Annotated in this window: 11 protein-coding genes; 8 read left to right on the top strand and 3 right to left on the bottom strand. The window is 63.8% G+C overall.

All coding sequences use genetic code 11. From position 1 onward, the window contains the following. Positions 1-1,557: a signal recognition particle protein gene (gene ffh / locus K0P03_RS17120; protein ID WP_023512159.1), complete on the bottom strand. Its 1,557-nt coding sequence runs from the start codon at positions 1,555-1,557 to the stop codon at positions 1-3. Next, on the bottom strand, positions 1,557-1,865 hold the full coding sequence (locus tag K0P03_RS17115) for a hypothetical protein (RefSeq protein ID WP_051758751.1): 309 nt from the start codon (positions 1,863-1,865) through the stop codon (positions 1,557-1,559). Before K0P03_RS17115 ends, ffh begins: the two co-directional genes overlap by 1 nt. Here K0P03_RS17115 and K0P03_RS17110 point away from each other — a divergent pair. From K0P03_RS17110 to K0P03_RS17075, 8 genes are all read left to right on the top strand, one after another. Further along, on the top strand, positions 1,865-2,947 hold the full coding sequence (locus tag K0P03_RS17110) for an MBL fold metallo-hydrolase (RefSeq protein WP_272790185.1): 1,083 nt from the start codon (positions 1,865-1,867) through the stop codon (positions 2,945-2,947). The genes K0P03_RS17115 and K0P03_RS17110 overlap by 1 nt on opposite strands. A 79-nt stretch (positions 2,948-3,026) precedes the next feature. Further along, positions 3,027-3,926, top strand: a complete 900-nt coding sequence (dapF, locus tag K0P03_RS17105; RefSeq protein WP_272790184.1) for a diaminopimelate epimerase — start codon at positions 3,027-3,029, stop codon at positions 3,924-3,926. After that, a complete protein-coding gene (gene mtaB / locus K0P03_RS17100; protein ID WP_272790183.1) occupies positions 3,923-5,200 on the top strand; it encodes a tRNA (N(6)-L-threonylcarbamoyladenosine(37)-C(2))-methylthiotransferase MtaB in 1,278 nt (425 codons plus the stop codon). Before dapF ends, mtaB begins: the two co-directional genes overlap by 4 nt. A 12-nt stretch (positions 5,201-5,212) precedes the next feature. Beyond that, complete coding sequence (gene ftsY, locus K0P03_RS17095; RefSeq protein ID WP_272790182.1) at positions 5,213-6,730, top strand: signal recognition particle-docking protein FtsY; 1,518 nt, start codon at positions 5,213-5,215, stop codon at positions 6,728-6,730. After that, the gene (locus K0P03_RS17090) at positions 6,727-7,377 is read left to right on the top strand and encodes a septation protein A (RefSeq protein ID WP_023512154.1); all 651 of its coding nucleotides are present in this window, start codon (positions 6,727-6,729) and stop codon (positions 7,375-7,377) included. Before ftsY ends, K0P03_RS17090 begins: the two co-directional genes overlap by 4 nt. Positions 7,378-7,493: 116 nt before the next feature. Continuing rightward, positions 7,494-9,056: an alkaline phosphatase D family protein gene (locus tag K0P03_RS17085; RefSeq protein WP_272790181.1), complete on the top strand. Its 1,563-nt coding sequence runs from the start codon at positions 7,494-7,496 to the stop codon at positions 9,054-9,056. Between the two features lie 133 nt (positions 9,057-9,189). Further along, positions 9,190-11,019 (top strand): translational GTPase TypA, encoded by a 1,830-nt coding sequence (gene typA / locus K0P03_RS17080; RefSeq protein WP_023512152.1) that lies wholly within the window; start codon positions 9,190-9,192, stop codon positions 11,017-11,019. 216 nt (positions 11,020-11,235) lie between these two features. Beyond that, the gene (locus tag K0P03_RS17075; protein ID WP_023512151.1) at positions 11,236-11,742 is read left to right on the top strand and encodes a GNAT family N-acetyltransferase; all 507 of its coding nucleotides are present in this window, start codon (positions 11,236-11,238) and stop codon (positions 11,740-11,742) included. Between the two features lie 13 nt (positions 11,743-11,755). Here K0P03_RS17075 and K0P03_RS17070 read toward each other — a convergent pair whose 3' ends face one another. Next, positions 11,756-12,358: a hypothetical protein gene (locus K0P03_RS17070; protein ID WP_272790180.1), complete on the bottom strand. Its 603-nt coding sequence runs from the start codon at positions 12,356-12,358 to the stop codon at positions 11,756-11,758. Positions 12,359-12,446: the final 88 nt, after the last annotated feature.

The raw sequence follows: 12,446 nt of genomic DNA, 5'->3' as shown, positions 1-12,446 counted from the left end.
TCACTTCTTCTTGGGCAGGCCGGGAAGACCCGGCAGGCCGCCGAGACCGGGCAGGCGCCCGCCACCGAGGCCCGGAAGGCCACCGCCGCCGCCAAGGCCCGGCAGGCCGCCCGGCTTGATGCCGGCGGCTTCCGCCTGCTTGGCGAGCGCTTCAAGCTGCTTCGGGTCCATGCTGGAGAGATCGGGCATGCCGCCCATGCCGCCAAGGCCCATCTTGCTGGCAAGACCGCCCATCATCTGCTTCATCATGCCGCCCTTCTTGCCGCCCATCATCTTCATCATGTCCGCCATCTGACGGTGCATCTTCAGAAGCTTGTTGATGTCGGCCGCATCCGTGCCGGAGCCGGCGGCGATGCGTTTCTTGCGGGAATGCTTGAGCATGTCGGGGTTGGCGCGCTCGGCCTTGGTCATCGAATTGATGATGGCGATCTGGCGGCCGAACAGCTTGTCGTCGAGGCCGGCGGCGGACATCTTGTCCTTCATGCCTGCCATGCCGGGCATCAGCCCCATGATGCCGCCCATGCCACCCATCTTCTGCATCTGGCGAAGCTGGTCGGCGAGGTCGTTGAGGTCGAACTTGCCCTTGGCCATCTTGGCGGCCATGGCGGCCGCCTTCTCGGCGTCGATGTTTTCAGCGGCCTTCTCGACGAGCGAGACGATGTCACCCATGCCGAGGATGCGGTCGGCAACGCGGCGGGGATGGAATTCTTCCAGCTCGCCCATCTTCTCGCCGACGCCGATCAGCTTGATCGGCTTGCCGGTGACGGCGCGCATCGAAAGCGCCGCACCACCGCGGCCGTCGCCGTCCATGCGGGTGAGCACGAGGCCGGTGATGCCGACGCGGTCGTCGAAGTTGCGGGCGAGGTTGACGGCATCCTGGCCGGTCAGCGCGTCGGCGACGAGCAGGATCTCGTGCGGATTGGACTTCCGCTTGATCTCCGCCATCTCGATCATCAGCGGCTCGTCGATATGGGTGCGGCCGGCGGTGTCGAGGATGACGACGTCATGGCCGCCGAGTTTTGCGGCCTGCACGGCGCGCGCGGCGATATCGGTCGGGGACTGGCCTTGAATGATCGGCAGCGTATCGATGCCGGTCTGGACGCCGAGCTGGCGAAGCTGCTCCTGCGCGGCCGGACGGCGCGTGTCGAGCGAGGCCATCAGGACCTTCTTCTTGTCGCGCGTCTTCAGCCGGTTGGCGATCTTGCCAGAGGTGGTCGTTTTACCGGAGCCCTGCAGGCCGACCATCATGATGACGACCGGAGCGGCGGCATTGAGGTCGATCGACACGCCCTCGGAGCCGAGCATCGAGATCAGCTCGTCATGCACGAGCTTGACGACCATCTGGCCGGGCTTGATCGACTTCAGGATTTCCGCGCCGACGGCCTTTTCGCGCACTGCATCGGTGAAGGAACGCACCACTTCCAGCGCCACGTCCGCTTCGAGCAGCGCACGGCGGACCTCGCGCAGCGCCGCCGAGACATCCGCCTCGGAAAGCGCGCCACGGCCTGTCAATCCATTCAGAATGGAGCCAAGGCGGTCCTGGAGTGTTTCAAACATCACGTCTTCCTTGTTGTTTCCGCGTCAGGCGGAAACGTCGGTGCAATCGGCGACAAAAACAAGACGCAAAGCCAAAAAGCACCCGAGGGCGCATCGCGCTGTCGGGTGTTGACCTCCGGGATCTGTTTATACCGCAATGGGTCCCGGTCGGCGGCTTCAAGCATTGTCACTTGTCGCTGATGGCGCGGCTTAAACAGCAAAGAGGCTGGAAAGTCAAGGACGGCGGGTAAATCCGGCGGTTCGTAACATTTTCGCGAAGCCATGCCGTCGCGTTGCAGCATAGCCTGGCGCACCTTATCTTTTGTCAATGAACCGTCGTACGTTTCTCAAATGGTCGAGCCTTGGCGCGCTGGCGACGCTGGCGGGCGGTGCCTTTGCGAGCCGCACCTTTGCGGCCAATCGTTATTACGAGGGGCCGGCCAGCGATCATTTCAACGGTGCGCATTTCTTCAATCCGGATGGCGAGGAGCCGAACAACTTCTTCGAGCTGATGCGCTGGCAGTTCGGGGGCGGGCGTGCGGCCTGGCCGGCCAATTGGCCGAGCCCCTTTCCAGCCGCCGTGCCGGAGGCGCGCGTTGCCGGTGATCGCCTCGTCGTGACGCTGGTTGGCCATGCGGCGGTGCTCATCCAGACGGCGGGACTCAACATCCTGACCGATCCCGTCTGGAGCGACCGCGCCAGCCCCTTCACCTTCGCCGGTCCCAAACGCGTCAATCCGCCGGGTATCCGCCTTGCCGATCTGCCGAAGATCGACCTCGTGCTCGTCACGCACAATCACTACGACCATCTCGATCTTGCCACGTTGAAAGCGCTCGCGGAGCGGGACCGGTGCCGCATCGTGACGCCGCTCGGCAATGACCGGATCATCGCGCCGACGGTCGACAAGGCGCTCGTCACGACGATGGACTGGGGCGGCGTGCTGGCGGTGGGCGAAGGCGTGACGCTCCACTGCGAGCCCTGCCATCACTGGTCGGCGCGCGGGCTCGGCGACCGGCGCATGGCGCTCTGGGCCGCCTTCCTCGTGGAGACGCCCGGCGGGAAAATCTATCACATCGGCGATACGGGCTTTCACAAGGGCATCAACTACCGGGCGATCCGCGAGAAACACGGCGCGATCCGGCTCGCCAACCTGCCGTTCGGCGCCTATGAGCCGCGCTGGTTCATGCGTCCGCAGCATCAAAACCCGGACGAGGCGGTTCAGGGCATGGCCGCCTCGGGCGCGGCCTATGTCGCGGGCCATCATTGGGGCACCTTCCGGCTGACGAACGAGGCGATCGACGAACCGCTCGCCGCGCTGACGGCGGCGCTCGATGCGGCCGGCATCGCCCGCGAACGGTTTCGTGCGCTCCGGCCGGGTGAGGTGTTCGAGGTTCCCGCGGCCGCGGTCTGAGCGAGGCACTGGAAATCCGCGGGCTTTTCGGCCATATACGCGCGCAATGGGCGAGTTCGGCCCAAACGGGCAGAGTGTGATGACAAAGACGGTCGATTTCGCGAAGATGAACGGGCTGGGAAACCTGATCCTGGTCGTGGACATGCGCGGCCGCGGCGATGTCGTGACGCCGCAGGCGGCGATCGCCCTCAATGCTGATCCCGCCACCCGCTTCGACCAGATCATGGCGATCCACGACCCGAAGGTCGACGGCACCGATGCCTTCATCGACATCATCAATTGCGATGGCTCCAAGGCGCAGGCCTGTGGCAACGGCACGCGCTGCGTCGTGCAGGCACTGGCCGCCGAGATGGGCAAGAAGGTTTTCACCTTCCAGACCGTCGCCGGCATTCTCAACGCTGTCGAACATGAAGACGGCACGATCTCGGTCAACATGGGCAAGCCGGTCTTCGAATGGGACCGCATTCCGCTTGCCGAAGAATTCTTCGATACGAGCCGCATCGAATTGCAGATCGGGCCGATCGACGCGCCGGTGCTGCACTCGCCCGCGGCGATGTCGATGGGCAATCCCCATGCCGTCTTCTGGGTCGATCGCGATCCGATGAGTTTCGATCTCGACCGTTTCGGCCCGCTGCTCGAAAACCATCCGATGTTCCCCGAAAAGGCGAATATCACGCTGGCGCAGGTCACATCCCCCGAGGCGATGACCACGCGCACCTGGGAACGCGGTGCGGGGCTGACGCTCGCCTGCGGCTCGGCCGCCTGTGCGGCCGGCGTTTCCGGCGCACGCACGGGCCGCACGGGCCGCAAGGTGGCAATCACCGTCGCGAGCAGCCCGAACCGCGGCGTGCTGACCATCGAATGGCGCGACGACGATCACGTCATCATGACCGGGCCGGCTGAGTGGGAATGGTCGGGCACGCTTGATCCCTCGACCGGCGCCTTCCGCCGGGATGATGCCGAGGCGGCCGCCCTTTGAGCGGCGTTACGGTCATAACCTTCGGCTGTCGGCTCAACACCTACGAATCGGAAGTGATACGTGCCGAGGCCGAGAAGGCGGGGCTGAACAACGCCGTGCTGGTGAACACCTGCGCCGTGACGGGCGAGGCTGTGCGCCAGGCCCGCCAGGCGATCCGCCGCGCCCGGCGCGACAATCCGCATGCCCGCATCATCGTCACCGGCTGCGCCGCGCAGACGGAAAGTGCGACATTCGCGGAGATGCCGGAAGTCGATGCCGTGCTTGGCAACGAGGAGAAGCTGAAAAGCGCCGCCTATCGCGCGCTGCCGGATTTCGGCGTCTCGGCGGAAGAGAAGCTGCGCGTCAACGACATCATGAGCGTGCGCGAGACCGCGCCGCAGATGGTGAAGCTGATCGACGGCCATGTGCGCGCCTTCGTGCAGGTCCAGAACGGCTGCGACCATCGCTGCACTTTCTGCATCATCCCCTATGGCCGCGGCAATTCCCGCTCGGTGCCGATGGGCGCCGTCGTCGATCAGGCGCGAAAACTCACCGAAAGCGGTTATTGCGAGATCGTGCTGACGGGCGTCGACGCCACCAGCTACGGTGCGGACCTGCCGGGCGGGCCGAGCCTCGGCTACCTTGCGAAAACGCTCTTGAAGCAGGTGCCGGATATCCGCCGTCTGCGCCTGTCCTCGATCGACAGCATAGAGGCGGACGATCATCTCTGGGACCTGATCGCGGACGAGCCGCGCTTCATGCCGCACCTGCATCTGTCACTCCAGCACGGCGACGACCTGATCCTGAAACGCATGAAGCGCCGCCATTCCAGCGCCGATGCGCGCGCCTTCTGCGGGCGCGTGCGGGAGCTTCGCCCGGAGGCCAGCTTCGGCGCTGACATGATCGCCGGCTTTCCGACCGAGACCGAGGATATGTTCGCCAATGCGGCGCGGCTTGCGGAAGATTGCGGCATCGCGCATCTGCACGTCTTTCCCTACAGTCCACGTCCCGGCACGCCGGCCGCGCGCATGCCGCAGCTTGACCGTGCGCTCGTCAAAGAGCGTGCCAGCCGCCTGCGCGAGACTGGAAAACGGCTCCACGAGGCCCATCTCGCGTCCATGATCGGGAAGCGGGAAATGATCCTTGTCGAGAACAACGGCCTTGCCCATACGGAAAACTTCACGCTCGTCGATGCTGCAGGCCTTGAGGCCCGCGATCTTGTGCCGGTCACGATCACCGGCCACAATGGAAAGCACCTGACGATGCGGCCCGAAACCGCCCTCTCGCATAACTAGCGGACATCCTTCATGGCCCTCGGCTTCATCAAGAAGATATTCACGTTCGGAAAAGACACCGCCCCTGAGCAGAAGCCGGAGGTGGAGGCGCCTGCTGTCGCCAAGGTCGAGGACGCCGCGCCGGAGCCGGTTGCAGAAATCCTGGAACCTGTGGCGGTTGAAGAACGGGATGCGCTGCTCGATGAGGCGGAGGCAGCCAATCCTGAAGCGGCGCACCATGTGCCCGACGAAACCGAACCCGATATCTATCCGCTGCCGCACGCCCCGGAATTGCCCGTTGCGGACGATCCTGTCGCGCCGGCCGAAATCGAGACTGCCGGTGGCCCGGCGGATGATGTGCCTGCTGCCGAGATAGTGGAGGAGGTCGCCGAGGAAGAGCCTGTTGCTCCTGCTGAGGAGATTGTCGAGGCCGAGCCTGTAGCGACGGAAGAGGTGACCGAGCCGGAAAACGAGATCGTACCGGTGGAGGAGACCATACCCACCGAGGTGGAGGATCCGGTCCTTGAGGAGGCGATGCGCAGCGAGCCGAGAGCCGAGGCGCCCGTCCTGCCGAAGGGTTTTGCGACGGCGGCGCGCGAGCTGGCGGTGGAGGCTCCGGTGCCGCAAGTCAAGCGCACCTGGTTCCAGCGCCTGCGCGACGGGCTTGCTCGCACCTCCTCGCAGCTCACCGGGCAGATCACCAGCCTCTTCACCAAGCGCAAGCTCGACGACGACACGCTGCAGGATCTCGAAGACCTGCTGATCCAGGCCGATCTCGGCGTGGAGACCGCGCTGCGCATCACCGATACGCTCGCCTCCGAACGCTATGGCAAGGATGTCACCGGTTCGGATGTTTCGCGCATCATGGCGAGTGAGATCACCAAGGTTCTGGGGCCTGTCGCAAAACCGTTGGCGCTCGATCTCAACCACAAGCCGCATGTCATCCTCGTCGTCGGCGTCAACGGCACCGGCAAGACGACGACGATCGGCAAGCTGGCGGCCAAGCTCTCGGGCGCAGGCCTGAAGGTGATGATGGCGGCGGGCGACACATTCCGCGCGGCGGCCATCGAGCAGTTGAAGATCTGGGCGGAGCGCACCGGGTCCGACATCGTCTCCTCGAAACTCGGAGCGGATGCCGCGGGGCTCGCCTATGAGGCCTATGAGCAGGCGAAGCTGAAGAAGAGTGACGTCCTGATCATCGACACGGCTGGCCGCTTGCAGAACAAGACGGAACTGATGGCGGAGCTGGAAAAGATCGTGCGCGTGCTCGGCAAGCTCGATCCGGACGCGCCACACACCGTTCTCCAGACACTCGACGCAACCACCGGGCAGAACGCCATGAACCAGGTGGAGATTTTCCGCAACGTTGCGGGCGTCACGGGCCTGATCATGACAAAATTGGACGGTACGGCCCGCGGCGGCATTCTTGTGGCCATTGCCGCCAAGCACAAGCTGCCGGTCTATTTCATCGGCGTCGGGGAGGGGATCGACGATCTCGAACCCTTCGAGGCCAAGGATTTCGCGGAAGCGATCGCAGGAGTTGAGGCATGAGCAAGGCAACGCTGGACGCCCCCGCCAAGGCGGAGGAGAAGATCAGCCCGCTTCTCAAGATGGTGCTGGAGCTTGGGCCACTTGCCGTGTTCTTCTTCGCCAATTCGCGCGGCGAATGGCTTGCGGAAAAATTCCCGGTGCTGGCCGAAATGGGCGGGCCGATCTTCATCGCCACGGGCCTCTTCATGGCCGCGACGGCGATCGCCCTCGTCGTCTCCTGGATCCTGACGCGCACCCTGCCGATGATGCCGCTGATCTCGGGCGTCGTCGTCTTCGTTTTCGGCGCGTTGACGCTGTGGCTGCAGAACGACACCTTCATCAAGATGAAGCCCACGATCGTCAATTCGCTGTTCGGTGCGATCCTGCTCGGCGGCCTTCTCTTCGGCAAGTCGCTGCTCGGCTACGTCTTCCACGCCGCCTTCAAGCTCACCGACGAGGGCTGGCGCAAGCTGACGCTGCGCTGGGGCCTGTTCTTCGTCTTTCTCGCGGTGCTCAATGAAGTGGTCTGGCGCTCCTTCTCGACGGATTTCTGGGTCGCCTTCAAGGTCTGGGGTACCATGCCCATCACCATTCTCTTCACGCTCTCGCAGATGCCGCTGATCATGCGCCACTCGATCGAACAGCCGGAAGAAGGCAAGGCGCCGTAAAAAGCGTCATTGTCCCGTCACCGAAACTTTGGTGAAACGTCATCGTCCCGTTACCGGACTGACACGCTCAGGACACATGGTCTGCCCGTCGATTCGCGGGCTTGGCCGGAGGTGGCATGGCGATTGTTCCCGAGACGCTGACGCGGCGCTCGTTTCTTCTCACCGCAGGGGCCGGGGCGCTTGCAACCTCCTCGGCGCTCGCCGTTCCCTACTACAAGCGACGCCACGGCAGTCCGGTCTTTTCCCATGGCGTGCAGTCGGGCGATGTCGATTGTTCCTCCGGCATGGTCTGGGCGCGGGTCGATCGTCCTGCGGAGCTGACGCTGGAATATTCGACGACCGAAAGCTTTCTCGACGCGACGCGCCTGCCGATCCAGAAGGCACTCGGCGCCTCGGACCATACCGTCAAGGCGATGCTGCAGGGCCTCCTGCCGGATCAGGATATTTTCTATCGCTTCACCGCCAGCGATCCCTATTCCAGCCACCTTGTCTCAGAGCCGATCGTCGGCCGCTTCCGCACGGCGCCGATGCGCAAGCGCTCGGTGCGCTTCGTCTGGTCGGGCGATACCGCCGGACAGGGCTGGGGCATCGACGATGTCGGCATGAAGACCTATTCGACCATGCTGCGCCACGAGCCGGACTTTTTCATCCATTCCGGTGACACCGTTTATGCGGATGGTCCGATCCCGGATGAAATCCCGCTGCGGGATGGCGGGGTCTGGAAGAACCGCATCGTCACGGACGAGAAGCGCAACGTGGCGCGCACGCTGGAAGAGTTTCGCGGGCAGTGGAAATACAATCTGCTCGACGAGCACCTCCTGTCCTTCAACACGCAATGCCCGACCTTCTTCCAGTGGGACGACCACGAGGTCTTGAACAACTGGTCGGAATCGAGCGACCTCACGGGTGACCGGCGCTATCCGGAAAAGGAGATCGGCGTCTACGAACAGCGCGCCCGGCGCGCCTTCCACGAGATGACGCCGATCCGGTATTTCCCGACCGAGCCCGGCCGCATCTTCCGCAAAGTCGCCTACGGGCCGCTGCTCGACGTCTTCTTCGTCGATCTCCGGTCCTATCGCAGCCCGAACCGGGGCGGCACCGAGAACGGCCTTTTCGGCTGGCGGCAGGCGGATTGGCTGCGGCGGGAGCTCGCGGCCTCTGAGGCCGTCTGGAAGGTGATCGCCTGCGATATGCCGCTTGGCCTCGTCATCTGGGACGATTTTTCGAACAGTCTCGGCTATGAAGGTGTGGCGGACGGGCTCAATGGCCCGCCTGCGGCGCGCGAACGGGAGATCGCGGATCTGCTCTCCTTCATGCGCGACAACGCCATCCACAACGTTGTCTGGCTGACCGCGGACGTGCATTACACGGCTGCACACCACTACGATCCGTCGCGGGCAAAGTTTCAAGAATTCAATCCGTTCTGGGAATTCGTCTCCGGGCCGCTGCATTCCGGCACCTACGGACCGAAACCGCTCGACATGACCTTCGGACCGGAGGTACGGTTCATCAAGTCTTCCAAGGGCGGCATCGACAGCAACCTGCCGCCCTCGGCCGGCCTGCAGTTCTTCGGCCTGGTTGACATAAACGGGGCGAGCGAGGAGATGACGGTGCGCCTGATGGACCGGGAAGATCGCGAGCTTTGGAACATTACCCTGCCGCCGGTGCGCCCGTCGTGAGGCCGAGCTCCGCGCGGCGCGGGCAACAGAGTTGCAGCCCGCCCCTTTCGCATTTGCGGAAAAACATGTAAGAGCCCGGCCATTGAAGACGGCGCCCCCCATACCGCGCGCCCCGAACCTCAGAGATTAAACCATGTCCATCCGCAATATCGCGATCATCGCGCACGTCGACCATGGCAAGACCACACTCGTCGACGAGCTCCTGAAACAGTCCGGTTCGTTCCGTGAAAACCAGCGCGTCGCCGAGCGCGTGATGGACTCCAACGACATCGAAAAAGAACGCGGCATCACCATCCTCGCCAAGGCAACTTCGGTGGAATGGAAGGGAACGCGTATCAACATCGTCGACACGCCCGGCCACGCCGATTTCGGCGGCGAAGTGGAGCGCATCCTCTCGATGGTGGATGGCGCGATCGTTCTCGTCGATTCGTCGGAAGGCCCGATGCCGCAGACCAAGTTCGTGGTCGGCAAGGCGTTGAAGGTCGGTCTGAAGCCGATCGTCGCGATCAACAAGATCGACCGTCCGGACGGCCGCCACGAGGAAGTGTTGAACGAGGTGTTCGACCTGTTCGCCAACCTCGACGCCACCGACGAGCAGCTCGACTTCCCGATCCTCTACGGTTCGGGCCGCAACGGCTGGATGAACGTCAATCCGGAAGGCCCGCAGGACGAAGGCATGGCGCCGCTGCTCGACCTCGTGCTCAAGCACGTCCCCGAGCCCACCGTTGCCGAAGGCCCGTTCCGCATGATCGGCACGATCCTCGAAGCCAATCCCTTCCTCGGCCGTATCATCACCGGCCGCATCCATTCCGGCTCGATCAAGCCGAACCAGGCCGTCAAGGTTCTGGGCCAGGACGGCAAGCTCATCGAAAACGGCCGTATCTCGAAGATCCTCGCCTTCCGCGGCATCGAGCGTACGGCTATCGACGAAGCCCATGCGGGTGACATCGTCGCCATTGCCGGCCTCACCAAGGGCACGGTCGCCGACACGTTCTGCGACCCCTCGGTTTCCGAGGCGATGAAGGCCCAGCCGATCGACCCGCCGACCGTCACCATGTCCTTCATCGTCAACGATTCGCCGCTCGCCGGCACCGAAGGCGACAAGGTCACGAGCCGCGTCATCCGTGACCGCCTCTTCAAGGAAGCCGAAGGCAACGTCGCACTGAAGATCGAAGAGTCGGGCGACAAGGATTCGTTCTTCGTTTCCGGTCGCGGCGAACTCCAGCTCGCCGTTCTCATCGAAACCATGCGCCGCGAAGGGTTCGAGCTTGCCGTCTCGCGTCCGCGCGTCGTCATGCACAAGGACGAGACGACCGGCCAGATGCTGGAGCCGATCGAGGAAGTCGTTATCGACGTCGATGAGGAGCATTCCGGCGTCGTCGTGCAGAAGATGTCGGAGCGCAAGGCCGAGATGGTCGAGCTGCGCCCCTCCGGCGGCAACCGCGTGCGTCTCGTGTTTTTCGCCCCGACCCGCGGTCTCATCGGCTACCAGTCGGAGCTTCTGACGGACACGCGCGGCACGGCGATCATGAACCGCCTGTTCCATGACTACCAGCCTTACAAGGGCGAGATCGGTGGCCGCGTCAACGGCGTGCTGCTCTCCAACGAAGCCGGTGAAGCCGTCGCCTACGCGCTGTTCAACCTGGAAGACCGCGGCCCGATGGTCATCGACGCGGGCGAGAAGGTCTATATGGGCATGATCGTCGGCATCCACACGCGTGACAACGATCTCGAAGTGAACGTGCTGAAGGGCAAGAAGCTCACCAACATCCGCGCCGCCGGCAAGGATGAGGCCGTGCGCCTGACGCCGCCGATCAAGATGACGCTGGAGCGCGCGCTTTCCTGGATCCAGGACGACGAACTCGTGGAAGTGACGCCGAAGTCGATCCGCCTGCGCAAGCTCCACCTCGACGCGAACGACCGCAAGCGATTCGAAAAGCAGCGTTCGGCCGGCGCGGCCTGACCGGCTTTTTCCGAAACGGCACAGTTTTGAACCCCGGCGCCCATGACAGATGGGCGCCGGGGTTTTTCATGTGTGTGTCATCGTTTTACGACTTGTGACGCCTGTTAAAAAAGCGTTAACTTTTCTATGTGCCGCCCGGAACTCGCCTGTGGGCAATGGAAGCCTCCGCGCCCTGCGGGATTCCGGTGGAATCGGTGCCGGAATATGAGTCGTGTTATGAAGACACTGTCGATCGATGTGCGGCGCGCCGAGCCGCAGGACGCGCGCGCGATATCCGAGACGCATCGGGTATCGTGGCTGCAGGCCTATGGCGGCCTCATTCCGCACAAGCCGCTTATCCAGATGGTTGATCGCCGGGGTGAGACCTGGTGGCGCAAGGCGACACGCGGTCCTGCGACCTTGTTGGTGCTCGACGTTGCCGGCACGGTGGCGGGCTACGCTACGCTGGGCCTCAACCGTGCCCGCGCGCTGCCGCAGGAAGGCGAGGTCTACGAACTCTACCTGCGGCCGGAATATCAAGGTATCGGCCTCGGCCGCCTCCTCTTCGGTGAGGCGCGGCGGCTTCTGAAGTCGCTCGGCTGCCAGGGCATGATCGTCTGGTGCCTGGAAGACAGCGAGCATGCGGAGCGCTTCTTCCGTTCCGCCGGTGGGCGCGATATCGCCGAGGGCATGGAGAATTTCGGCGACAAGGAATTGAAGAAGCTCGGCTTCATCTGGCCCTGACGGATTCAGCGCCCTATTCTGCGGCGCCGGGCAGGTGGCGCATCGGCTCGCCGGCCAGTTTCCCTCTTGATCCATGCCATTGCGGCTCGCTTACGCCGCAGGCGAAATCATGTGCTTCCTCGTCCGCCACCGTGCGGGCGAGCGCGTTGGCGTCCTTGTTCTCCAGCGCGTCGATATAGCCAACGACGCAGCTTTCCGGGTTTTCCGCCGTTGCGATTGTCGAGACGACGAGGACCTGGCCGTAGCGCGTGTCCCTATCGCTGGTCGTTTCCGGGTCAGAGACGAACCAGCGTACGATGGTCGCCACGGGCTTACCTGCCGCAATCCGCCATTCGATCTTGGCATTGGTGTGGTTGAACGGGCCGAAGCTCTCGAAGGCCTCATCGAGATAGGCCTTGCTGATCGGGCCGTAGGCCTGGCTCTGGCGCAGGTCGCCTTCCTTGAAGTAGACGGGAAAACCCTTGTAGCCGGCGCATTCGAGGGTGATGCTCGGGCCTTCGTCCTCCTGCGAAAGCGTCTTGCAGGCATCGAGGTTGCGGTCGGAATAGGCGCTTTCGTTGGCCTTGGCGGCCGAAGCGGCAAGGGCAGCCACAAAGAGAAGGGATATCAGGCGCATGGATCATCATCCTCCGGTCTTCAAGGAGACGGAGAAGGCGCGCCGTCTATTCGCCTGCGGCGAAAGTCATGTTGCGCTGCAATGGGAT

The sequence above is a fragment of the Shinella sp. HY16 genome, from assembly GCF_028534175.1.
Classification (GTDB): domain Bacteria; phylum Pseudomonadota; class Alphaproteobacteria; order Rhizobiales; family Rhizobiaceae; genus Shinella.
Note: the sequence above shows the minus strand (reverse complement) of the source record. Positions and strands in the feature narration are given on the sequence as shown.

What these genes read in the sequence shown, in the direction of transcription:
- K0P03_RS17075 (WP_023512151.1), top strand. Translation starts at nt 11,236, where the DNA reads ATGAAGACACTGTCGATCGATGTGCGGCGCGCCGAGCCGCAGGACGCG.
- ftsY (WP_272790182.1), top strand. Translation starts at nt 5,213, where the DNA reads ATGGCCCTCGGCTTCATCAAGAAGATATTCACGTTCGGAAAAGACACC.
- typA (WP_023512152.1), top strand. Translation starts at nt 9,190, where the DNA reads ATGTCCATCCGCAATATCGCGATCATCGCGCACGTCGACCATGGCAAG.
- ffh (WP_023512159.1), bottom strand. Translation starts at nt 1,557, where the DNA reads ATGTTTGAAACACTCCAGGACCGCCTTGGCTCCATTCTGAATGGATTG.
- K0P03_RS17090 (WP_023512154.1), top strand. Translation starts at nt 6,727, where the DNA reads ATGAGCAAGGCAACGCTGGACGCCCCCGCCAAGGCGGAGGAGAAGATC.
- K0P03_RS17110 (WP_272790185.1), top strand. Translation starts at nt 1,865, where the DNA reads ATGAACCGTCGTACGTTTCTCAAATGGTCGAGCCTTGGCGCGCTGGCG.
- dapF (WP_272790184.1), top strand. Translation starts at nt 3,027, where the DNA reads ATGACAAAGACGGTCGATTTCGCGAAGATGAACGGGCTGGGAAACCTG.
- K0P03_RS17070 (WP_272790180.1), bottom strand. Translation starts at nt 12,358, where the DNA reads ATGCGCCTGATATCCCTTCTCTTTGTGGCTGCCCTTGCCGCTTCGGCC.
- K0P03_RS17085 (WP_272790181.1), top strand. Translation starts at nt 7,494, where the DNA reads ATGGCGATTGTTCCCGAGACGCTGACGCGGCGCTCGTTTCTTCTCACC.